Consider the following 23958-nt stretch of genomic DNA (forward strand, 5'->3'; position numbering starts at 1 on the left):
TTAAAGTAGTTACAGTTTGATAGTCAAGCCCCTTTTGAATAGAGGTCCTTACAATCCATAACAAAAGGAGCTTGGATAACCAAGCTCCTTTTAATATGCTATTTTCACTGTCAATTAGGGTATCGATTGCCGTGTAATTTATAACCAATAAAGGTTCGATTTTTACTGTTTTTTGTGTTTTGTACTCCAAAACCAAATCCTTTATTAATGAAAGCGGTAGCCTTTTTTATTTAAATTTGTTCCATAATTTCTTCGTTTGCATCCATGTTGTGGTATACTTCTTGGACATCTTCCATGTCCTCGAGCATTTGGACTAGTTTGACCATTTTGTTCCCAGCACTTTCATCTACTTCTGAAAGTGTTTGAGGTATCATAGTAATTTCGGCTGTTTCAAATGTAAATTCACTTTCTTCCAAAGTTGATTTTACATCTTGGAAATCCTCGGGATCGGTGTATATTTCATAAGCACCTTCCACTGTTTCCATTTCTTCTGCGCCAGCTTCAATTACTTCTAACATTACTGTGTCTTCATCTGCATCGGTTTTACTTTGATCAATTAGCAGATAACCTTTACGATCGAACATAAAAGCTACACAGCCGTTTTCTCCCAGATTACCGCCATTTTTACTAAAAGCATGTCTTAACTCAGAAGCTGTCCGGTTTTTATTATCTGTTAATACTTCAACCATTACAGCGGTTCCACCAGGGCCATATCCTTCATATGTTAATTCTTCAAAATTAGCTCCGTCTAAGTCACCTGTCGCTTTTTTAATAGCTCGATCTATGTTTTCATTTGGCATGTTGTCAGACTTTGCCTTTTCCACTGCAAGACGTAAACTCGCATTCATTTCCGGGTCTCCGCCACCTTGTTTAGCTGCAATATAGATATCCTTAGCGTGTTTCATAAAAATTTTACCACGTTTAGCATCTTGTGCATTTTTTCTTCTTTGAATATTCTTCCACTTAGAATGTCCTGCCATGCTTTCTCACCTCTCATTATCTATCTTTAGTCTCCATTACTTACTTTATCACAACTAGCAGAAATTGAAAATATAGATGCTAACGATTTGCTTTTACCAAATAGAAAAAGACGATTCTATTTTCGAATCGCCTTTTTTCATTATTATTCTCGGTTTCCGCCGCAACCGCAGTCATTTTTTTTCGGTTGACCGTAAGGCACTCCTTGTTGACCATATGGCTGATATGGCATTTGTTGCGGTCCTTGCGCTCCATATGGCATTGGCATTAATGGATAATTTGGTGCGCCAGGTTGTGGGATCATCGGTTCCCCTGGCATCGGTACTGGCATATTTGGTTGTTGCTGCATCGGCATTTGTTGCATCGGTTGCTGTTGACTTGGCATCATCTGATTTTGCGGCATTTGTGGCGGACCCCATGGCATTTGTTGTCCTTGCTGTTCATTAGCAGGTGGCATTTGTGCTTGATACCAACCTTGTTGTGGTTGGCTAGATGGACCTGTTTGTTGCGGCTGTGATTGTTCACCCATAACCTGTGGTTGAAAACCTTCTGGAAACGGATATTGAGGCATGTGTCCCGGGTGTCCCGGATGCCCTGGATGCCCTGGATGCCCTGGGTGTCCCATTTGTCCATATCCATAAGGTATACCATCCTTTGAATAACATGGTGCTTGCATTGGCATTGGTTGTGGATGATGGTGATGTGGCGCCATCGGTTTGTGTTCTGGCTTCATGTGATCCTCCACTCCAGCTATATGGTCTTCATCCTCTGGCATTTGTGTTGGGTGGATATGTGTTTCAAAATTATTAGTTAGCTGTGTCCATTTTAAGTCTTGTGATGTTTGAGATGGTGCAGGTTGTACAGGTTGTGGTGGTTGTTTATTAAAATGAATTGGTAATGATGGCATTTCTTTTTTTAATGGTCCCCATTTTTTGTCTTCATCCTCTTCAATGGCAGGTAAGATTTGATTGGGTGCTTGTGGTTTTACCTCCTGTTTGTCTTTTTTATCCGCTGTACCAGGTTGAACTTGTTGTTTTTTGTTAGATGGCGCTGGTTGTTGTTTACTATCAGCAGTAGTTGGAATCTTTATCTTCATTCCTGGCATAATCATTTCAGGATTTGAAATCTGTGGGTTCGCTGCAATTACATCATCTAAGTTAACACCATATTTTTGCGCAATTTTCCAAAGTGTTTCATCTTTTTGCACAATATGAATTTTCAAAGCAATTTCTCCTTTCTACATGATAAGTATGGAAGGGCATTTGTCTCGGTCTAATCCATCTTCTTTATCAACATATGCAAAATGCCTAAAATGTTGAATAAAAAAAGAAGGATATCTTATTTAATCTAGATATCCTTCGCTCATTTCAAGTAAATGAATGTACTCTCATTATCTGTTTTTTTTGCTCAAACTTTTAAACCTGGTTATTATCTTGTTCCTTGAAGCATGCGTTTAAGGGCTTGTTTAGCATTTTTGGCTATTTCGTTTGGAACAGTTATCTGGTTAGTGTTTTTTCCTTTGCTTGCTTCTTCTAACGCCCAAGTTAAATGTGGTAAATCGATACGATTCATGGTTAAGCACGGACACATAAATGGATTTAGTGAAATAATTTTTTTATCTTGATGATTGTTAATTAAGCGATTGACTAAATTCATTTCCGTACCAATTGCCCACTTACTTCCGGCCGGTGCTTGCTCAATAGTTTCGATAATATATTTTGTGGAACCTGCAAGATCCGCTTGTTGAACGACTTCATACTTACATTCCGGATGAACAATAATATGCATATCAGGATGATTTTTACGGACTTGCTCAATATTCTTAGTCGTAAAATTCTCATGTACTGAGCAATGTCCTTTCCATAAAATAACACGTATTTGTTCTTCTGAGTCACCTTCAAATTCTAGTTTTCTTGCAATCGGGTCCCAAACTGCCATATGCTCCAACGGGACTCCTAAATCTACTGCGGTATTTCTACCTAAATGCTGATCAGGTAAAAATAACAGGCGCTTTTTTTGCTTGAATGCCCATTGCACCATTTGTTTAGCATTAGATGAGGTAACCGTGGCACCACCATGCTGTCCTACGAATGCTTTGATTGCAGCGGTCGAATTGACGTATGTTAAAGGCAGAATAGTATCCCCGAACAAGGCGGTTAGTTCCTGCCATGCTTCTTCCGTTTGCTTATCATCTGCCATATCTGCCATTGAACAGCCTGCACGCATATCCGGCAAGATCACCTTTTGATCATCGTTCGTTAAAATATCAGCTGTTTCCGCCATAAAATGGACACCACAAAACACAATATATTTCGCTTGTTGCTTTGCAGAAACTTGCGCTAGTTGTAAGGAATCTCCACTAGAATCGGCAAATTGGATCACTTCATCCTTTTGATAATGATGTCCAGGTATAAATAAGTCATCCCCCATCTGTTCTTTAATCGATCTTATTCGCTCTAACATCTCCTCATTACTCATTTGTTGATATTGTTCAGGTAACTGCTGATGCGTGGTAAATAGTGTTGCTAGACTCATTTTGTTCCCCCCATAATGTTAAAACTGATATCTAATGCTTGTGCTGAGTGGGTAATAAACCCAAGTGAAATCATGTCTACTTTGCTTCCACGGAAACTATGAATATTATCTACTGTAATATTACCAGATGCTTCCGTTATAATATGATTCGGTACCAGATCAATTAGCTCTTTTATTTCTTTCGGAGACATATTATCGAACATAATGACATCCGCGCGTGCTGCAATCGCTTCTTGTAACTGCTGTTTGTTTTCGATTTCTACTTCAACTTTGGTCATATGCCCTATCGAACCTCGCACTTTGTTTACGGCTTCTTTTATCGAGCCAACCGCTGCAATGTGGTTGTCCTTTAACATCACCGCATCATCGAGTCCGAAACGGTGATTCACTCCCCCTCCACAACGAACTGCATATTTTTCTAGCATACGCAATCCTGGTGTCGTTTTACGAGTATCGGTTATTTTTATTTGATCATCGGCTAGATTTCTAACTACTTTGGATGTAACAGTTGCAATGCCGCTAAGCCGTTGCAGAATGTTTAAAATAACCCGCTCTGACGTCAACAATAATGGATGTGGACCATTTACCTGCGCAATAACGTCCCCTGTCTTTACTTGCTGGCCATCTTGTTTGAACAGTTCCAGATGGATCGATTCATCAAAAAGCTGATATGCTTCTTGTAATATAACTTCACCCGCAAAAACACCATCCTGTTTTGCAATGAATTCACCTGTTCCTTTTGGAAATGGTTGTTCAAAAATACGATCACTTGTAATATCTCCACTTCCGATATCTTCCTGAAAAAAATCGCTTAATTGTTGCTTTAATTGTAATCGATTCATACACTTACTCCTTGTTTGGTTAATTGAAAAGTTATGTTTTTATTTTTCCATTGTTCCCTTTCATACGGAAAATCAACTCGGTAATGGGCACCTCTACTCTCTGTTCGTTTCCTTGCTGCTTCGGTAACGAGCTGTGCAATCAGTAAATGATGCTGTATTTGGACTTGCTCTCGTGATAAAGTATAGGAGCTTAAATTATTTTCTTGGATAATTGTAAATTTATCTAACCATTCCAGCATTTTTTTTAATCCAGTTTCATTGCGATTGATGCCCGCATGATTTGTCATGCGTTTTCGTAATTGATTTATATCAGGATGTTGGCTTGTTATTTGGACTGATTGACTATCTGATATTTTGTTAAAAAACAAGCCTGATTGCGTCTGTAAATAGTCTGCTAATCTTGTTGCAAATACCATTCCCTCTAACAACGAATTACTTGCCAATCGATTTGCACCGTGTACATGTGTACAAGCCGTTTCTCCAATCGCATATAATCTGGGGATATTCGTTCTTCCAAGCAAATCGGTTTCAACCCCACCCATTGTAAAATGAGCACCGGGTTTTACCGGAATTACTCCTTGTTGCCAGTCTATGTTATTCTTTTCACATACTGAATTAATAAAAGGAAATTTAATTGGAAATTTTTTTACATTATTAATATCTAAAAATACTTTATTTCCTTTTGTTATCTCCGTCATAATTACACGGGAGACAATGTCTCGGGGGGCTAAATTTTCGAGTGGATGTATTCCTTTCATAATCTCTCTCTTGTCCTGGTCCACCAGAATAGCTCCTTCTCCTCGAACCGCTTCTGAAATTAAGTCATTGTGTTGGGCTTGTGTTGCCAACATTGTCGGGTGAAATTGTACAAATTCCATGTCGGATACAATGGCGCCAGCACGATACGCTATCGCTATCCCATCACCGGTAGTACTGAGGTCATTCGATGTTGTATCATAAAGTGCACCGAAACCTCCTGTTGCCAATACAGTATGGTCCGCAGTATACGTATGAATTTGATTCTGTTGATCAATCGTAATGATTCCTTTACACTCTCCGTCATCGACGACACAATCCACAGCAAGTTGCCCTTCGATAATTGTTATTTTTCCTTGTAATAATTCCTGATAAAAGTTAATAAGATATTTTCCGGTTTGATCCCCACCTGCATGGATAATTCTTCGCTGACTATGTGCCCCTTCACGACCTAATTCAAGTTCACCTTGTTGATTACGGTCAGCTTGAAATCCTTGTTGAAGAAGACTTTTTACCACTTGTTGACCTTCTTTCACCAATGTCTCGACAGCAACTTGATGATTATGAAATACACCAGCTTTTAATGTATCTTCTCCATGTAATTGCCATTGATCCTTTGCAGAAATGGCAGCAGCTATTCCTCCTTGAGCACGGATAGAGTTACTATGCTCTGTTGAATATTTAGTAATAATTATAATATCTGCAGACTGCCATAATTTACTTGCCAGTACATAAGCAGAAAGACCGGAACCGACAATGACAATTTGTTGTCGTCGCAATATAAAACACCACACTTTACAGTTGTCTTTACAGTTATCTTTACATATAATGAATGATATGACAAGTATTTTTTTTTAGAAAGGACGATTGGATGATTTATTGCGATTATGCGGCTACATCTCCCATGTCAGAAATGGCATTGAATGTTTATCAGGAAGTGGCTCGGGAATATTTCGGAAACGCAAGTAGCTTGCATGATGTTGGCGGGAAAGCAAAAGATATATTAGAGAGTTCAAGAAGTATGATTGCAGAACTTTTAGATACAGAAGCGAGACAAATAGTATTTACGAGCGGGGGAACGGAAAGTAATCTACTAGCTGTCGATACATTAATAAGAGCTAGCAGGTTACATGGGAAAAAGCATGTTATTACATCAGAAGTAGAACATAGCTCACTATATTACTTCATGAAAGAGTTAGCACGTCAATCTGACATCGAGGTTACTTTTTTATCAGTAGATCAAAATGGCCAAATTCGATTGTCCGATCTGGAAAAATCCATCCAGCACAACACATGTCTAGTTTCTGTTCAACATGTCAATGGAGAAACGGGTGTAATTCAGCCGATAAAGGAAATGGGGGAATTGTTACAAGAGCGCGATATCCCTTTTCATAGTGATATAGTTCAATCATTTGGTAAAATAGATGTAAAGTACTTGATACCTTTCGTTGATTGTATGACGATTTCAAGTCATAAAGTTTTCGGACCTAAAGGGGTCGGTGCGATATATTTTTCTAAGAAACTATCATTAACATCCCACCCTGTTTCAACTAATCATGAGCATAGCTTAAGACCAGGAACAGTTAATGTACCTGGAATAGCTGCATTTGCTGCAGCAGCTTCGGAGACAATAACTGATCTTAATACGAATCAACAGCATTTACAATCCATACAAGATCTTTTTATTCATAAATTGAAAGCTGACGAAGTTCCGTTACGGCCAATCGTAACCGCAAATCAATGTCCGAGTATTGTTGGTTGCGTTAGTGATTTTGTACAAGGTGATTATGTCATGCTAGAATATAATCGGCATGGTATTGCTATTTCGCCAGGTAGTGCATGTAGTATTGGCACAACAGAAGTTCCAAAATCGATTCTACCTTTTATTACTAATCTCGAAGAAGGTAAGCGATTTATACGTTTTTCATTTAGCCACCATACGACGGAAAGAGACATATATCAAATCGTTGAAGCATCAGGTGTAATATATAATCGAATTAAGGAGGAGAGACAAGGCTATGACGAAAAAGTTAACGGGTAAAGCTAGACGCGATAGTCTTCTTACCTGGTTACAAGAAAGCAAAACACCGCTCACAGGGACAGAACTCGCTGACAAAGCAAATGTGAGTAGACAAGCAATCGTGCAGGATATTTCCTTACTAAAGGCTCACAATCACCCTATTATCGCTACAAGTAATGGCTATTTATATATGAAAACAGAGAATGAAAAGGCAGATTTCCGGCGTGTCATCGCTTGTAAACATGAGGGTAAGGATACCAAGGAAGAGTTATATACGATAGTAGACTATGGTGCGACCGTAGAAAATGTCATTATCGAACACCCTATTTATGGTGATTTAAAAGCCTCTTTGATGATAAGTAGTCGTGCTGATGTTGATCAGTTTGTTCATAAAATTGAAGAAAAAAATGCTCCCTATTTACTGGAGTTGACGGATGGTATTCACAATCATACAATTGTTGCCAATGATGAGCGGAAATTGGATCAAACATATGAAGCGTTAAAGGAAAAAGGATTTATTATTGAATAAAAATAGACATTTAAGGTTAATATGGTAGACTTTTCGGACAGTTCAAGTGTTTTTTGCTTGGATTGTCCGTTTTTTCTTTACAGGGCCATTATTTATAGCATACTCTGAATGCAATTAATAACTCTTTAAGGATGTCATAAAAATTAAGATATAGTATAAACACAGTATTATATTGCCAAAATTATAATTTTTTCTAATTTGGAGAGAATAAGTAATATTTCTTCCCAAAGGAATGATAAAATGTACATTTTTATAAATTCGTTATATATAATTGCAGGATTTAAATGGGGGGACTGGCGGAATTGGAAAAAGTATTATCCGACCATTCTTTTTTTCATTATTGGAGATTTATTATATAATTTTATCCTATATAATAAAACAATGTGGCATTTCCATGACCTAATCTTGCCTAACCATACCGCGATTACAGTTATGGCTATGTTTGTATCTTATACTGCAACGGTGTTAATTTACTTAGGTAGGTTTCCAACAGGATGGATAAAGTGCTCTTTATGGTTTATGTTATGGTGTGGAATATATTTAGGTATTGAATATATAAACAACAAGTTAGGATTTATTACATACCATAATGGATGGAATATATGGTGGTCTGTTTTATTTACATGTACTATTTTCATTATACTACCTATTCATCACAAAAGACCTCTGTTTGCATGGCTGCTGTCATTTATAATTATAATATCGTTATTAAATATTTTTGATGTGAGAATAAGTGAATTGAAATAGATTGTTGAAACTTAATTACTAACAAAATAGTTATATAAAAATGATGATAAAAGGATAAGTAACATGATGGAAAAATACCCTACCTACAAAGAAATACGCGATGTCCACCAGCAACTTTATGATATGCGGTTAGAATATTGGATTTCTCACGATTTGTTTTCTTTCCAATGGTGGTTACTTTTACTTGTGCTTTTTATACCTTGGATTATTTGGTGGAGATTTGTTGATAAAAAAAGAATCGAACAAATTCTATTGTTTGGAACATTATTAACGATCCTTGTTATGACTTTAGATGATTTTGGCGTAGAAAAACATCTTTGGTCATATCCCGTTCAATTGCTACATGTCATACCTAGATTAATTCCAATTGACCAAGGCATTATAATTGTTGTCCATATGTTCTTATATCAGTATTTTCCTAATTGGCAAAAGTTTATTATTTCAAATATAGTAATTGCTATAATTTTTACTTTTGTTTTTGAACCTTTAACTGTGTGGTTAGGTATTTATAAATTAGAAAGTTGGCGGTATATTTATTCTTTGCCAATTTACATTGTAAAAGCAGTTTTGATAAAATGGTTAGTCGACGAAATAATCTTAAAAAGAAAAGGCTTTAGAATAAAGTGAGACTTCCATCAGTATGGGTTTTTTGACCCCAGCTGTATGGGTGAGCGAAACTTATCAAGGAGTTAGCGTCCGTTATCCCCTCTGGATGATTCAATTGATTTTTGCTCTCCAATTGGTCTTTACATCGAAAAACATTCCAATACATAGCAAAACGCTTGCGTTTATACCGCAAGCGTTACGCCATTTCCACTGTGTAAATAGTATGGATAGCTTCCTAATATCGATACTTTACAGCCCAACGATTCCATTTCTGTAATGGCATTGGGAATAAGAACGTCGTCCATTTTTTGTTCAATGTCAATTAAAAAATAATAATTTCCGAGGCCTGTTTTCATTGGACGTGATTCAATTTTCGATAAATTCAAGTTGCGCCATGCAAATGCAGATAATACTTGATGTAGCGCACCAGGCTGATCGGATGGTAAAGTGACCGTTACGGTGGTTTTAAACCCTTTTTCTTCCAATTTATTGGATGTTAATTCAGTCTGTTTTTTATGCAAAACAACGAATCTCGTATGATTGTTATTAAAATCATGGATGTCTTTTTTTACAATCGATAAGCCATATTCTTTTGCTGCTAGATGATTGGCAATTGCAGCAATATTTTGGTTAGGATGTTGACTGATGAATTCTGCTGCTGCACCTGTTGAAGTCATCGAATGTGTCGGTACCTTTACTAATTCCTTACGTAAAAAGCTGTGACATTGTGCAATCGCATGAGAATGAGAATAAACGGCATCGATTTTTGACCACTTATCAACATTATCCGGGTGAACCATTAAGTGCTGACGAATCGGTACAATTACTTCGCTTACAATTTTCACATCTTGCGCTTGTATTAAATAGTCCAATGTTATATTAACAGTACCTTCAATCGCATTTTCCAATGGTAGGACAGCATAGGTTACTTCATTGTTAACAACTGCATCGATACATTCCGGAATTGTACTATATCCATTTTTTACTTCTCCATTAAACATTGAATCTACTGCGATTTTAGTAAAAGTTCCTTTTGGACCTAGATAGCCTATAGTTTCCTTCATATAGCTTGCTCCCCCTATGTTATGAAACACCTGAACTTAATATTTCTACCTGATTGACAAAATCAATCCGTTTTAAATTATATAAAAGCTGATCAATCTCAATTGTCATTCCGTTTGTATTCAACGATAATGTTACGTTCGCTTTCCCTTGAATTGGGATAGTCTGGTGTATCGTTAAAATATTACATCCGGCCTGCGCAACAACGGATAAAAGATGAGATAATACCCCTGTTTGATCTTCCAAATGAAAAAACAGCGTAATCATATGCTCTTTAACCATATGTTGAAATGGGAAGACGGCATCACGATATTTATAAAAGACACTACGCGACAAACCCACCTGACGCGTAGCTTCATGAATAGAATCCACTTTGTGATTTTCTAATAATTTTTTCGCTTCCAATGTTTTTTTCATTCCATCCGGTAAAAAATCTTCACTCACCAGATAGAACTTTTCATTTTTCGCAGACATCCACATTCCCCTTTTTATACTATAGGAATAGATATAATTTTTTGGATTATAGTATAAGTAAAACTAAGGCTTTCGCCATAAGCACTTGGCGATAAGCCAAGTTTTTTCTAATGCGTCAGGAAAGTATAAACAGAGATGTCTAACTCCGCGTGCCCAGCAACTAGCAAACTTCCCTCACCTCCGTACGATAAGTCAACATCGATTCGATTTCAGCTCACCGTGTTTCCTTTATCTTCTTCCGGAAGTATGATCGATTATAATCGCCACTTTATGCGGCAACATCGATCCACCCGTGTTGCTCAGGCGCAGTTTTTACGTTACTGAACGGGCGCTCTTCACTTTTCCTATCAACGGATGGTCTTGCTACTAAGCATATTGTTATTATTCCATAAACTCAAATTCATAATCAAGTAGTCGAACAGTATCTCCGTCTTTTGCTCCCCGTTCTCTCAATGCATCATCTACACCCATTCCACGTAGTTGTCTTGAGAAACGTTGAACCGACTCATCACGACTAAAATCGGTCATCTTAAATAACTTCTCAATTTTTTCTCCATATAATACATATGCTCCATCAGGATCACGAGTAATAGAGAAAGCTTTTTCTTCTTTTTCAAATCGATAAACGACTCGATCCTCAACATCTTCAACTGGTTTATAATTTTTCGGAATTTCATCGAGTTTGTTCGCTACTGCAAATAATAAATCACGAATTCCATCTTTGGTAACAGTTGAGATCGGGAAGATCGGATAATCTTCTTCTAATTGTTCTTTAAAAAAGGCAAGCTGTTCCTCTGCTTCCGGCAAATCCATTTTATTAGCAATTATGATCATCGGACGCTCTAACAGTGTCGGGTCGTATTGCTCCAATTCTTTATTAATCGTTATAAAATCTTCATATGGATCTCGACCCTCTGTTGCTGCCATATCTAATACGTGTAAAATAACACGTGTACGTTCGACATGTCGTAAAAATTGATGACCAAGCCCGACACCTTCATGTGCACCTTCAATTAAACCAGGAAGGTCTGCCAAAACAAAACTGCGTTGGTCAGCTGTATCAACTACTCCTAAATTAGGTTGTAAGGTAGTAAAATGATAATCGGCTATTTTGGGTCTTGCCGCACTTACGGTTGATAACAGGGTAGACTTACCCACACTTGGGAATCCTACTAAACCGACATCGGCAATTAATTTTAATTCGATTTGGATATCACGTTCCACACCAGGCTCACCATTTTCTGCAATTTCCGGGGCGGGATTTCTAGGAGATGCAAACCGAATATTTCCTCGTCCACCTCGTCCACCTTTTGCAATGACTGCCTGTTGTTTATGTTCAATCAAATCGGCAAGTACTTCCCCTGTGTTAACATCTTTCACAGAAGTTCCTGGTGGTACTGACAATACTAATGGTTCTGAATTCTTCCCATGCATGCCTTTACCCATACCGTTTTCACCGCGTTTAGCTTTAAAGTGTTTTTGATAGCGAAAGTCCATTAGCGTGTTTAAGCCTTCATCAACTTCAAAGACGATATCACCGCCATCACCGCCATCACCACCAGCAGGACCTCCCATTGGGACATATATTTCACGCCTAAAAGCAACAATACCGTTACCTCCGTCCCCGGCTTTTACATATACTTTAACCTGATCGACAAACATGCTATCTCACCTTCTTTCATTATTCTTGCCACTCTATCCTCAACTTCTCTTGTATTGTTACATTTTGAATAAAGGATAAAGATTCTAATTTCTGTTTCAATGCATCTATATTGATCCAATTAGTATCAAATGTTAAGTGAATATGTATAGTATGGTTCACTTTTTTGAAAATAAGCGTACCGATATATTCTTCATATTCCTTTTGATATGAAGGTAATATTTGAAATATTTTTTGTACTTTGGCCAGTAATTCTTCATCATTAATGATGGTCGGTTGTTCCTCAATTAATGATTGGAAATGCAACTGAAAGGTTCCCGATCGCCAATTCAGTTGATACAGCCAGACCATCGTTTTAGGTATATTTAATCGGTCCAAACCACGTTCCTGATTCGACCTTTCCATCACTTCCGTTATTTTACTTTGTATTTTATCTAATTTCCCCATTTGAGCATAGCCCAAAATTAATTGCATGTCATTAAGCCAGTCGTGACGATAATGACGCAACATTTCGACTACATCTTGTTCTTTCAACGTCTTCACCCCTCACACAATAAGCAAATTATAGCATAGAAAACCAGAAGATTCATCCATAGAAAACGCATTCTGTATTCTAAGGAAGCAGATTGCCGTGTCCGCGGAAAGAGATTTTTCTTGCCGGAGCGTATTGCTACACTGTTTAAAATTAAGATTCAAATAATGGATATCCATATAAGAATTACTTCGTAACTTATGTATTTTGTGAACTATTTATCTTTTTTTTAGTTCAAAATAAAAGGCTCTAACCTTGAAAGATTAGAGCCTTTTTATTTCCTTATGCAGGATATACACTAACTTTTTTGCGATCGCGTCCTAGGCGTTCGAATTTAACCACACCGTCTGCTTTAGCATATAGTGTGTCATCTCCACCACGGCCTACGTTTACACCTGGGTAAACTTTTGTACCACGTTGACGATAAAGGATTGAACCACCTGAAACGATTTGACCGTCTGCACGTTTAGCACCTAAACGTTTAGACTCAGAGTCACGACCGTTTTTCGTACTACCTACACCTTTTTTCGTTGCGAAAAACTGTAAATCTAGACGTAGCATATCGTTGCACCTCCTTATTTTTCAGAGATAGATACATATTGACCATAATCCCGCTCGACGGTTTGTAAAGAGATCACCATACCTTCAAAGAGTAATGATACTTTTTCTAAAAGTTGATCATCCAAATATTCAGGAATAGTGACTTTGAGATAACCACCTTCATCACCGGCTTGGTCAATATCCAAATCAATCTCACATAGCGAAAACACTGCATTGACAGAACCAAAAGAGATCGCAGAAACAGCGGCACAAACTAAATCATGCCCTGCTGGACCACTTCCAGCATGCCCTGTCAGTGTAAATGACTTTATATACGTTTGCTCACGCTCAATTATCACGTTAATCATACAAACAAAGCCTTATGCATTGATTTTCTCAATGGTGACTTTTGTGTATGGCTGACGGTGACCTTGTTTACGTGAATAGTTTTTCTTTGGCTTGTACTTAAATACAGTGATTTTCTTTTGACGGCCTTGTTTTTCTACTTTCGCAGTCACAGAAGCTCCGTCAACGTATGGAGTACCAAATTTTGCATCTTCTCCACCTACTGCAAGTACTTTGTCAAATGTTACTGATTCACCAGCTTCAGCTGCTAGTTTCTCAATAAAAATTGCTTGACCTTCTTCTACTTTTACTTGTTTTCCACCAGTTTCAATAATAGCGTACATTCTCTTGCACCTCCTCATAGACTCAGACTCGCCATACAGGTAGCTTATCAAAGCTTTAAAGACCTGTTCTGCGCGGTTGTAGCAACGGGTGCTACATAAACAACAAAACGATCTTACCATATCTTAAAGCAACTTGTCAATGACTATTTCCTGATTGTCTGCCATATACAAGCTTATTAGTTCCTTACTGCCAGAACGAATAATCTGATAATATGGAACGGATTCATCTGTATAATAATACAATTCGATTTGAATGTTAGATAAAACATCATCAGTCAGCGTTTCTTTCAAAAAGATGTGTAGCTCTGGATGAAGTGCAAGTAATATACATTCCGTATTTCGATTCCATTCTAACAGTTCACGTTCCAGTTGATAACCCATCGTCTCTACTGATAATACAGGTTCTCTACTTGATGCTCGATTGGTCAAAAGTTCCAAGAGTCCTGTTCTTTCTCGTTTTCTTGTCATTTCCAAAAATCCAAGTTGTGTAAAACCAAATACTTCTGTTCGAACTGGATCTTCTCGTAATGCGTTTTTTAATTCTTTTACAATAACAGCTTCCTCTTTTTTCCCCATTTTCAAAAAATCAATTATTATAATGCCTGAGATATTACGTTTGCGAATTTCTTCCACACAATATCTGATAGAATGTTGATTAATGCGAAAAATTGTTTCTTGTTTGTTTTGGCGACTGGTAAAACGGCTACTGTCAATATCGATCACTGATAATGCCTCTGTTTGTTCCACTGTTAATGTAATACCATCCTGTTTATGAACAACCGGATTAATCGCTTCTGTTATCCATTGATTGACATGTTTTCCTGCAATTTGATGAGCCTCTTTTCTAATCCTCATCTTATCTGCTAAGGTCGGGAAATCTCTCTTCATTTCAGCAAACGTATGTCGCTTATCAAAGGTAATGTCAAGAAATGTTTCGTTTTTATATTGATTTAACATTTGATCCGGCACTATTGGATATTGAAAAAGGAAATACGGTGCTTTATGTCGTGATGCTTCACTTTCCAATTGCTTCCATCTTTTTCTGCTATCGTCTAATTCATTTAATACTTGTTCGATTTCAGCATTTGCTATTTCTGTTCTTAATATTGCTCCTTCGGTAGAAGATAGTTGTTCTGTCAGGAAATTTTTCCATTTATCCGTTAATTGTTGTGATAATTTTTTTGAACTGGCGACATAATTTCCTTTTGGTAAATATATAATTTGCTGTCCCGTAAGCGTTATATTAGCTGTAAGTCTTGGACCTTTATCTTGATACGCCTCTTTAATAACCTGAACAATAATACTGGCTCCACCCGTTAAATAAGAGGAAAGTTTATCTTTCGCCCCTAAAAATGGCACTTCACTTTTTGGCAGAAAACCAACTTTCTTCTCACCAATATCGATAAATGCAGCTTCAATACTTTCGTCAACATTTCGTACCTTTCCTTTATAGATAGTTCCTAAACGAGCGTCTGTTGACTGTCGATCGATAAAAATATCGATACATTGCTTTCCTTCAAATAGCAGTCCGATTTTTTCCGAACAGCTTGTATAAAAGTGTAATTTCTTCATCTTAATCCTCTTTCTATCCTGTAAGCAATTGGCCTACACTCGCGTGAATATTTTTCTGATCGAAATAACTTCGTAGACAATCTCGTTCCGATAACCAATAAATCTTTCCATGTTGATCACATACTTTGATACGGTGAAAGGTGTCTCTTTTAAATAAGCGAAACAATTCCAATAAACTAATGGATGCAGGGACTTCAATTTCCCTATGCTTAGGATACTTAGTAGTCTCACTATATCGACTCCATATAAAACGCCACCATTTAAAATACCTTCGTTTCCATTCTAATCGATTTTCCCAAATTAAAAAAATCATAAGTAAAACAAAACTTAAAGAAAGCCATTCCTGACTATATACATAGAAACATACAAAAACAATCGTCACAACTGAGATCATAATCATCCACTTATGAGAAACTTGAAAGGAAAAAAAAGAATCCAAACTTAGTTGAACAAGCTTTCCACCATCAAGCGGCCATATCGGTAATAAATTCCCAATTAATATGAATGAATTATATTGATATGCAAGCATTAATGTTGACTCTGGCAGGAAGGCACCGATATCCAGAATGTAGATAACGAAATAGATGGCAATATGTTGTAATGGTCCCGCAATTGTTACTAGAAATTCTTCACGTAATGGCCTTGTTCCATACTCATCAGTTTCCATCACTCCACCAAAAACCCACAAAAAAATGCGCCGAATTCGCCACCTGAAAACGCGCGCGCAAGTATAATGTCCTAATTCATGTATAAAAACAATCAAAAAAATAATGCAAAATTCCACTAACATACCGGTAAGCATAGCGACCAGTAAGAAAAAAAATAAAATTGGATGAATATGAATAGGAGGTAGTTTAAGGTTGTTCGTCAACATGCATCACCCGAATCGGATCTAAGTATTCACGATTTTTTTCAATGGCAAAGTACATTGCTGCATTTGTCTCAGAAGGTTCGTAACTACCGAGTTTCTGATTTGCTCGAATAGATTGATAGGAATGAACATCAATATTGGTTAAATTTCCATAGATCGATTTACTGCGATCTGCATGTTGTACAATCACCGTTTTTCCAGTTTCACGATCATTACCTGCGAATAAAACGGTACCTTCATCTACAGCAATCACCTCTGTTTCTTCAGCAGATGAGATCAGTATACCTTCTCCATTTTCTTGAAAAGTCTGGTTTACCTGGCCTGACACAGGTAATGCAGTAGGTTCCGTAGCTTCTTCGCCACCAAGATCTGCTTCTATTGCAAATGGTGCACCAAATTGCGCTTGATACCATGCATTAACACTTGCAAAAGGGAATTCTTCTGTCATCGCATAATTCACCCAGTTCCGTGGTTGTTCAAGCCATTGCTGATTGGACGCCGTTGAGAACACTGTAACAAAAAAAATAATGGCAGCAACAATACTTTTAACGAGAAAAGGCTTTAAATAGGCTTGGTCACTTTGGTTGTCATAGCCTCCAAGACTTGGAGAGTATCCATGTCTTTCTTCGTCTTCCATGTAAGCCTGGTTTAAATAACTATGGTGTTTAACATTTGATAAGCGTGAAGATGTGATTTTCTTTTTAGATTGTTTTCTTTTCGTAATATTTTGACGTATTTGTGATAGATTATCTTTTTTCATCAGCATCCATTCCTTTTTTCCAACGTTTGTACAATATATGTGGACAACCATAATAATATGAAAAAGAGCGAAAAAAATTTTTAAAGGATTGATACAAAAATCACCTAAACAGAGTGCTACCATTTGCTCTGGCAGAACGCTCCGCTTTCTGTGGGCTCGGCTTCAGCTAACTTTGCAAAGAAAACCACTTTGCAAAGTGGATCTTCAGCTTTCGCTGTCCCATAGGAGTCTCCGCATTCTGCCTACGCTTATTTTAGTGTACTGATTATGAAAAGGGGAGAATTCATGGAACTATATTCATTTGCTTTCCTGTTGCATTATTAGAAAGCTATACTAAGCTGCGGAAAAATGCGACACTCCTGGGGGAATAGCGCGAGCCGAAGATCCACTTGGTGAAGCGATTTTCTTCATCAAGTTAGCTGAGGCCGTGCCCCTGGAAAGGGAGTATTTTTCCGCAGCGACGAATTAGCACTTAACTTTAAAAGAATGGAAGAAAGTAAATCTACCTTCGTAGTTTATGTTTAAAGCGTTGTTGACGTGGGGCGGAGTATGATGCAAAAAAAAAAGAGTTTGCTTGATGGTAAGCAAACTCTTTCGTCTTGGTTATTTTTTTATTCCGAGCGCTTTTTTTACTTTGTCTAAGAAGGTTACTTTTTCCTCCAACGAGAGTAGTGGTACGGATTCGCCTAGTATTCGCCTTGCAATATTACGATAAGCAATGGATGCTCTTGTATTTGGTTGAAAGGCAACTGGTTCACCGTGATTAGATGCTTTAATTACATCATCATCATCAGCAACAATTCCTAATAAATCTATCGACAATACTTGTACAATCTCATCCACATCTAGCATATCCCCATTTTTCACCATGTGGTTTCGGATTCGATTAATAACTAAATGAGGAGCTTCCATATCTTCTTGTTCTAATAAACCAATAATTCGATCAGCATCCCTTACACTTGATTTCTCAGGAGTTGTCACAACAATCGATTTATCAGCCCCAGCCACCGCATTACGATAACCTTGTTCAATACCTGCCGGGCAATCAATTAATATGTAATCATATTCTGGTTTCAATTCTTCTATAATTTCCACCATTCCTTCAGGAGTTAGTGCCGATTTATCACTTGTTTGTGCTGCAGGCAATAAATATAAACAGTCAAATCGTTTGTCTTTGATTAATGCCTGAGAAATTTTACACCTTTTTTGCAGCACATCGACAATATCATAAATGATACGATTTTCCAGCCCCATGATAACATCTAAATTCCGTAGTCCAATATCCGTATCTATTAAACATACTTTCTTGTCTAGTAATGCTAATGAAGTTCCTAGATTTGCCGTAGTAGTCGTTTTACCGACACCACCTTTACCAGAAGTAATAACGATAGCTTCACCCATTCATAACTCTCCTTTCAAAAGCATTTAATTCTGGACGCGATCTCGCGATAGTACTAATGCGGTCCATAACAATTTGTTCACTCCTTGAGTCAATAAAACCACATTCCATAGGAGCACCTTCCGAGTCAGCATCTGGAGACCTGCTAATTACTTCCGCTATCCGTAATTGGCTAGGTGCCATATGTGCAGCTGCTATCACAGCATCTCTATTTCCATCTGCACCAGCATGTGCAATCCCTCTCAAACTACCCATCACAAAAATATTACCAGTCGCTACTATTCTACCACCTGGGTTCACATCACCAACCAATAATAAGTCGCCATTAATCTCTAGTACTTGTCCAGAACGAACAATCTTATTGTGTAAATTGACATCTGTCTCTTTTTTCCATTGTAACGCTTCTTCTTTTAAAATAACATTTGAAGCGATTTGATCAACCACCAACTTATTATGCTTACGAATAACTTCTCGTAATGTTTGTTCCTGCTGATTCGTAATATAACGGTTCCCTAATTCTATTTTCACCGTAATCAATGGCTCATCCGCTGCCATATGTTTTGTGGTAAGAATCTCTCCCAATTCCTCCAGCAGCATATTCCATGCACATTGATCATTCATAAAAAGGGTTAGACCATCTCTCGTTCCCTTTATTGTAATCCATTTATTTGATGCCACTTCTATTCAACCCCTTAAAACATTCACTAACCGTTATCAATCTGACCGTTCAAATTTAATGTACGACCATTTTGTTAATTTTTTTGCAAAGATAAGATAAATAAGCAAGCCAAATAAACTATTCCATATACTAGTTGGAATTAATCGATGCTTCCAATATAAATCCCAACTGTCAACATGTACTTGAATAACATTATAAAGGAAAAAGATCAAAATGTCTGTAGCTACAACCCCTACAATCGTCATCAATAAAGCAATCAAAAAGTTCGATTGTAACACCTTCATTAATCCTCTTACTGCGTATAACACTGCTGTATGAGCAAATATGTATACTCCTATCACATCCGTATAAACAATATCGATAATTAAGCTAAATATAATCGACAGTGAAATTGCATAATACGTAGATTCTTTTTCAAAAAAGATCGTGACATATAACAGAAACAAAAATAGAAAATGTGATACAAATACCCATTCATCTTTCACAAATGGAGGATTAATCTGTGCCAATGTTCCTTCCAGTATCACTAAGATAAAGCAGATGAGAGCAATAAGAAAAGGGATCATCCGTTTCATGATTCCTCCTCCTCTGTTTGCTCATCTACTGTTGTCATTGATCGATCTATGACAATTACATGATTTAAATCAGTTAAATCAGCTGATGGTCGTACATGTGCTATACTTGTTAATTCATAACGGTCAGCTTCTACATCAACCACTTCACCAATTTCAAGCCCCTTAGGGAAAACTCCGCCAAGTCCTGAAGAAAATACATATTGACCTTCTTTTAAATCCTTGTCATTATCATTCATTTCCAATAAAAGTAATTCCGTCTCTTCATCATAACCAACGATGAATCCTGAATTATCCGTTTCTTTATCTCCTTTATATATATTTACTGAAATCCGATTGGTACGGTCGAATCCGTTAAGCAATAACACGGTTGATGTAAAAGGTGAACTAGTTTGAACTTTCCCTATCATCCCTTTTCCTGTTACAACTGACATATTTGGCTCTACACCATGCTGTGTTCCTTTATTAATGGTGATTTGCTTAAACCATTGATCCTTGCTTCTTGCCATAACGGATGCCTGAATAGCATCAAAATTCTGTAGAAAGTCAGATTCTGATTTATCCAGTAGCTCTTTTAATTCATCAATTTCTTTCGTCAACTCTTGATTTTCATATTCTAACTGTCTTATCTCGTCTAAACTTGATTTTAATTGTTGATTTTCACGATAGACATTGCGTATTTCTTTGATATTACCCGCAACGTTAGTTGTAAATGCAATCGGCATATTAATTACTTCCTGCGCCCAACCTACACTGTCATGAATAAAATCTTCAATTATTGTGAGGTTGGTGCGTTCTCTTAACGAAAAACCAATCAAACCAACAATGATGATTAACGAAATCATTAATATAAATAGTCGCCTTTTTTTATAAAACATCATAACACCTTCTTAATCTGATAAGCGCTGCACCCCTACATTTGGATGTGACCGGAAATGCTCAATATATTCCAGGGATTTACCTGTTCCGATCGCGACACTATCTAACGGTTCATCCGCAACAAATACTGGCATTTTTGTTTGATCACTAATCACTTCATCTAAATCTTTTAACAGTGCTCCCCCACCGGACAGCACAATGCCTCTGTCCATAATATCTGCTGCAAGCTCTGGTGGTGTACGTTCTAAAGTACTTTTCACCGCTTCTACAATAGAATCAACAGTATCTTTCAATGCCGAAGCTATTTCAGATGCGGTAACACTAATTGTTTTTGGTAACCCTGTTAATAAATCACGTCCACGAATATCCATTTGTTCCTTTTCAGACGAAGGTTTAGCAGATCCTATATCTAATTTTAGTGATTCCGCAGAACGCTCCCCAATCATAAGGTTATACGTTCTTTTTATATACTGAATGATTGCTTCATCCATATCATCACCAGCTGTACGAATAGACCTGCTTGTTACAATACCACCAAGAGAAATAACCGCAACTTCCGTTGTTCCTCCACCGATATCTACAATCATACTACCAGTTGGCTCCCACACAGGTAAACCAGCACCAATAGCTGCAGCAAATGGCTCTGCAATTGGAAATGCATCTTTTGCACCTGCATGTTTGGTTGCATCAATTACAGCTCTCTCTTCCACCATGGTTATCCCAGATGGCACACATACCATTACATTAGGTTTTTTCGCAAAGCTGGATCTATTTTTCTGTGCTAATTTGATATAATATTTCATCATCGATGCAGTTGTATCATAATCCGCAATAACACCGTCTTTCATCGGACGAATTACTTGAATATTTCCTGGAGTTCGACCAATCATATTCCTTGCATCACTTCCAACTGCTTCAATATCACCTGTTGTTTTATTTATTGCTACAACGGAAGGTTCGCGCACAACAATGCCTTTACCTTTGATGAATACTAATGTGTTTGCTGTACCTAAATCAATCCCTAAATCTTGTGATAAATTAAATATTCCCAATCTTGTTCTTCCTCTCAGCCATAATTATACAAAACATTCACTTCAATATTTTATGCTTTTATTGGATTTCAATCAAGAAATTGTATTCTTTTCACAATAATAAGCGCCTTTATACAAGCAATCTTGTATAAGGCGCTATAAAAGCTTGTTACCTCTATTATACTTAACTTTAACAAAAATAGATAGTGCTATAAGTACCCTTTTTCTTTTAATGAAATAAACTTGTGATCACCTATAATCAAATGATCCAAAAGTTCGATACCTATCATTTTTCCACTTTCTAATAATCGCTTGGTAACATGAATGTCTTCTTGAGAAGGGGATGGATCACCTGAAGGATGGTTATGTGCACAAATGATGGAAGCTGCAGATCTTTTGATTGCTTCGCGGTAAACTTCGCGAGGGTGGACGATGGAAGCATTTTTACCTCTAAACTTTATCTAAAATTATATAACTTTAAAAACATTGATATGACGGTGTTTTACACACCATACGCTTGATCTTGCATTTTCTTAATTCGTTAAAAGTGACATAAATTTTACGCGTTTGTCACTTTTTGTGTCACTTAAACAAGCATCTACTTATTCGGTAGGTGCTTGTTATCTTTACCTTATGTATTTTCAAGCTCTATGTTTGAAAATTCATTTCCTCAAAACTTTCGAATTTCTTTAAGCTTGATAATGTCTTCTTTAGAATCTACAGCATGCATTTTTCTATGACAGTTAGGACATAGTGCAACTGTATTTTTAATAGTATCTTTACCACCATTTGATAGCCAATCTATGTGGTGTGTCTCCAGATAGGGTTCACCTTTTTTATTTAAAAAAGGTGCCGGTTGTTCACATAATTCACAAATTCCATTGGCTCTTCTCTTGGCATATTCAGTTACATATAAATTTCTCTCATAAGTGTTCACAAGCGTATTTCGGGAACCTACTACTGTTGATCTGGTTTGTTCTGCTCTTTTCCTCAATTCAAGAGTAGTTAAGCGCACAACTTTTTTCTGTTTTCGAAAAAAATCTTTGTCCATCAATTCTTTTGCTATTAAATGTGCTTTTTCACTATATTTCAACTTAATTGGAAATACCCAGACTTTTCTTTTTTGTTCATCTTCACCTGGTTGTTCATCTTGATATGGTGTCCCATATAATATTACTGGTCCCAAATATGTATACTCTCTTTCTTTAATCACCTCAAAAAGAAATACTTCTACTTCGTTTGAATTTGATTCATTTAACGTACGGTTTTGTGAAAAATTAATATCCTGATCACCATTCTTGCCCATTCCAGTATAATGAAGAACATCTCCTTCCCAACGATCTTCATATAATCCTTTGGTATGATCGGTTACAATGACTAACGTGTTTGTAGTATTTGATTTTCTCATCCCCCCCATATTGCCACATTTAAAAATATCTCTAATTTGATCATTTGTAATTACTTGACCAATATTTAATCCTGGATCGAAGCCCATATACCTTCCTCCTCTAATTTTCTAACAACAGGAATATCTGCTGGTGCAAATTTATAATTACTTAAATCATCTACACCCACCCATTTGATATCAGCATGTTCTTTTAATTCAATAAATCCACTTTCTATTTTTGTAATAAACGATATTAGTTTAATATAACCAAAATCGTATCTGTGGTGATTGGTTGTGAAATGTCTTAATACTTTAATGCGTACTCTTAGCTCTTCATTAATTTCTCTTACGACACAATCCTCCAGTGATTCATTTTCTTTCAATTTCCCACCAGGAAACTCCCACAAATTTGGTATACTCATATTTTCACTTCGTTTTGTGATCAACACTTTTCTATTGGAAACAATTATAGCTGCTGTAACTGTTATCAATCCCCTATCCTCCCTTAATACTCAAGTATAAACACATATATAGTTGCTGGATCTTTATATTTAGTAAGTATATGGCTAATCCAGTTTCTAAGAATATTCTATAATATTTCCATAAGAAAAAACACCTACAATTAAGTAGGTGCATCTCTTTTTCCTTCTTCTCTTTCTTGGATAAGTGTATCTAATTCTTCATTGATGCGATCAATGTCTTCCTTCGTTAGTCCGTTGAGTAGGTCTTGATGGGATGTTTTTTTTAGCATTTTACCATCCTCCCACTATGACATATATACTATTACTTTCGACACTAAATGTTAAATCCCTTCCAAAAAATACAATTTGCATAAAAT

At 36.9% G+C, this 23958-nt stretch carries 27 protein-coding genes, 1 pseudogene and 1 other annotated feature; of the genes and pseudogenes, 4 read left to right on the forward strand and 24 right to left on the reverse strand.

The annotated features are described in order from the left end of the window. Nucleotides 1–230: 230 nt before the first annotated feature. The 5 genes from GI584_RS14035 to nadB form a co-directional block, all read right to left on the reverse strand. Nucleotides 231–980 (reverse strand): YebC/PmpR family DNA-binding transcriptional regulator, encoded by a 750-nt coding sequence (locus GI584_RS14035; protein ID WP_100360070.1) that lies wholly within the window; start codon nt 978–980, stop codon nt 231–233. Between the two features lie 143 nt (nt 981–1123). Next, entirely contained in the window at nt 1124–2200 is a 1077-nt protein-coding gene (safA, locus tag GI584_RS14040; RefSeq protein WP_153791579.1) for a SafA/ExsA family spore coat assembly protein, read from the reverse strand. Nucleotides 2201–2406: 206 nt separating this feature from the next. Beyond that, on the reverse strand, nt 2407–3513 hold the full coding sequence (gene nadA, locus GI584_RS14045; protein ID WP_153791580.1) for a quinolinate synthase NadA: 1107 nt from the start codon (nt 3511–3513) through the stop codon (nt 2407–2409). Then, complete coding sequence (gene nadC / locus GI584_RS14050; protein ID WP_153791581.1) at nt 3510–4355, reverse strand: carboxylating nicotinate-nucleotide diphosphorylase; 846 nt, start codon at nt 4353–4355, stop codon at nt 3510–3512. The genes nadA and nadC overlap by 4 nt, the downstream gene beginning before the upstream one ends. Next, nucleotides 4352–5890 (reverse strand): L-aspartate oxidase, encoded by a 1539-nt coding sequence (nadB, locus tag GI584_RS14055; protein WP_194841998.1) that lies wholly within the window; start codon nt 5888–5890, stop codon nt 4352–4354. The genes nadC and nadB overlap by 4 nt, the downstream gene beginning before the upstream one ends. Before the next feature lie 92 nt (nt 5891–5982). Between nadB and GI584_RS14060 the strand changes: the two genes are divergently transcribed. The 4 genes from GI584_RS14060 (at nt 5983) to GI584_RS14070 (ending at nt 9034) form a co-directional block, all read left to right on the forward strand. Continuing rightward, complete coding sequence (locus GI584_RS14060) at nt 5983–7152, forward strand: IscS subfamily cysteine desulfurase (protein ID WP_153791583.1); 1170 nt, start codon at nt 5983–5985, stop codon at nt 7150–7152. After that, entirely contained in the window at nt 7130–7660 is a 531-nt protein-coding gene (locus GI584_RS14065) for a transcription repressor NadR (protein ID WP_153791584.1), read from the forward strand. The genes GI584_RS14060 and GI584_RS14065 overlap by 23 nt, the downstream gene beginning before the upstream one ends. Before the next feature lie 240 nt (nt 7661–7900). After that, entirely contained in the window at nt 7901–8407 is a 507-nt protein-coding gene (locus GI584_RS24295; protein WP_325063401.1) for a CBO0543 family protein, read from the forward strand. Between the two features lie 63 nt (nt 8408–8470). Further along, the gene (locus GI584_RS14070) at nt 8471–9034 is read left to right on the forward strand and encodes a CBO0543 family protein (protein ID WP_100360062.1); all 564 of its coding nucleotides are present in this window, start codon (nt 8471–8473) and stop codon (nt 9032–9034) included. Between the two features lie 161 nt (nt 9035–9195). On the opposite strand, the gene pheA is transcribed toward GI584_RS14070, so the two are convergent. The 19 genes and pseudogenes from pheA to GI584_RS24240 all read right to left on the reverse strand — a co-directional run bounded on the left by pheA (nt 9196) and on the right by GI584_RS24240 (nt 23871). Beyond that, the gene (gene pheA / locus GI584_RS14075; RefSeq protein ID WP_100360061.1) at nt 9196–10077 is read right to left on the reverse strand and encodes a prephenate dehydratase; all 882 of its coding nucleotides are present in this window, start codon (nt 10075–10077) and stop codon (nt 9196–9198) included. Between the two features lie 19 nt (nt 10078–10096). Next, complete coding sequence (locus GI584_RS14080) at nt 10097–10549, reverse strand: ACT domain-containing protein (RefSeq protein ID WP_100360060.1); 453 nt, start codon at nt 10547–10549, stop codon at nt 10097–10099. 381 nt (nt 10550–10930) lie between these two features. Then, nucleotides 10931–12211, reverse strand: coding sequence for a GTPase ObgE (gene obgE / locus GI584_RS14085; RefSeq protein WP_100360059.1), 1281 nt, complete (start codon nt 12209–12211; stop codon nt 10931–10933). A gap of 19 nt (nt 12212–12230) precedes the next feature. Then, on the reverse strand, nt 12231–12743 hold the full coding sequence (locus tag GI584_RS14090; protein ID WP_153791585.1) for a Spo0B domain-containing protein: 513 nt from the start codon (nt 12741–12743) through the stop codon (nt 12231–12233). A 280-nt stretch (nt 12744–13023) separates the two neighbouring features. Next, entirely contained in the window at nt 13024–13302 is a 279-nt protein-coding gene (gene rpmA, locus GI584_RS14095; protein ID WP_100360057.1) for a 50S ribosomal protein L27, read from the reverse strand. A 14-nt stretch (nt 13303–13316) separates the two neighbouring features. Continuing rightward, nucleotides 13317–13649, reverse strand: a complete 333-nt coding sequence (locus tag GI584_RS14100; RefSeq protein ID WP_100360056.1) for a ribosomal-processing cysteine protease Prp — start codon at nt 13647–13649, stop codon at nt 13317–13319. Nucleotides 13650–13661: 12 nt separating this feature from the next. After that, complete coding sequence (gene rplU / locus GI584_RS14105) at nt 13662–13970, reverse strand: 50S ribosomal protein L21 (RefSeq protein ID WP_100360055.1); 309 nt, start codon at nt 13968–13970, stop codon at nt 13662–13664. 14 nt (nt 13971–13984) lie between these two features. Beyond that, nucleotides 13985–14058, reverse strand: a sequence feature (ribosomal protein L21 leader region). A 35-nt stretch (nt 14059–14093) separates the two neighbouring features. After that, a complete protein-coding gene (locus GI584_RS14110; RefSeq protein WP_153791586.1) occupies nt 14094–15542 on the reverse strand; it encodes a ribonuclease E/G in 1449 nt (482 codons plus the stop codon). A 13-nt stretch (nt 15543–15555) separates the two neighbouring features. Beyond that, nucleotides 15556–16416: a site-2 protease family protein gene (locus GI584_RS14115; protein WP_153791587.1), complete on the reverse strand. Its 861-nt coding sequence runs from the start codon at nt 16414–16416 to the stop codon at nt 15556–15558. Next, nucleotides 16397–17173 carry a M23 family metallopeptidase gene (locus tag GI584_RS14120; protein WP_100360052.1) on the reverse strand — a complete coding sequence of 259 codons (777 nt, stop codon included), beginning with the start codon at nt 17171–17173 and terminating at the stop codon, nt 16397–16399. The genes GI584_RS14115 and GI584_RS14120 overlap by 20 nt, the downstream gene beginning before the upstream one ends. 603 nt (nt 17174–17776) lie before the next feature. Next, on the reverse strand, nt 17777–18574 hold the full coding sequence (gene minD, locus GI584_RS14125; protein ID WP_153791588.1) for a septum site-determining protein MinD: 798 nt from the start codon (nt 18572–18574) through the stop codon (nt 17777–17779). Then, nucleotides 18567–19250 carry a septum site-determining protein MinC gene (minC, locus tag GI584_RS14130; RefSeq protein WP_100360050.1) on the reverse strand — a complete coding sequence of 228 codons (684 nt, stop codon included), beginning with the start codon at nt 19248–19250 and terminating at the stop codon, nt 18567–18569. The genes minD and minC overlap by 8 nt, the downstream gene beginning before the upstream one ends. 36 nt (nt 19251–19286) lie before the next feature. Then, on the reverse strand, nt 19287–19826 hold the full coding sequence (mreD, locus tag GI584_RS14135) for a rod shape-determining protein MreD (protein WP_100360049.1): 540 nt from the start codon (nt 19824–19826) through the stop codon (nt 19287–19289). After that, nucleotides 19823–20701, reverse strand: coding sequence for a rod shape-determining protein MreC (mreC, locus tag GI584_RS14140; protein ID WP_153791589.1), 879 nt, complete (start codon nt 20699–20701; stop codon nt 19823–19825). Before mreC ends, mreD begins: the two co-directional genes overlap by 4 nt. A 12-nt stretch (nt 20702–20713) precedes the next feature. Next, entirely contained in the window at nt 20714–21754 is a 1041-nt protein-coding gene (locus GI584_RS14145) for a rod shape-determining protein (RefSeq protein WP_100360047.1), read from the reverse strand. Nucleotides 21755–21942: 188 nt separating this feature from the next. Continuing rightward, nucleotides 21943–22176, reverse strand: a pseudogene (locus tag GI584_RS14150) (JAB domain-containing protein); the annotation flags it as partial. A gap of 227 nt (nt 22177–22403) precedes the next feature. Beyond that, nucleotides 22404–23228 carry an HNH endonuclease gene (locus GI584_RS14155; protein ID WP_153791590.1) on the reverse strand — a complete coding sequence of 275 codons (825 nt, stop codon included), beginning with the start codon at nt 23226–23228 and terminating at the stop codon, nt 22404–22406. Then, a complete protein-coding gene (locus tag GI584_RS14160) occupies nt 23207–23611 on the reverse strand; it encodes a (deoxy)nucleoside triphosphate pyrophosphohydrolase (protein WP_153791591.1) in 405 nt (134 codons plus the stop codon). The genes GI584_RS14155 and GI584_RS14160 overlap by 22 nt, the downstream gene beginning before the upstream one ends. A gap of 131 nt (nt 23612–23742) precedes the next feature. After that, the gene (locus tag GI584_RS24240) at nt 23743–23871 is read right to left on the reverse strand and encodes a hypothetical protein (protein WP_267902824.1); all 129 of its coding nucleotides are present in this window, start codon (nt 23869–23871) and stop codon (nt 23743–23745) included. Between the last annotated feature and the right edge of the window lie 87 nt (nt 23872–23958).

This window comes from Gracilibacillus salitolerans (genome assembly GCF_009650095.1).
GTDB classification, from domain to species: domain Bacteria; phylum Bacillota; class Bacilli; order Bacillales; family Amphibacillaceae; genus Gracilibacillus; species Gracilibacillus salitolerans.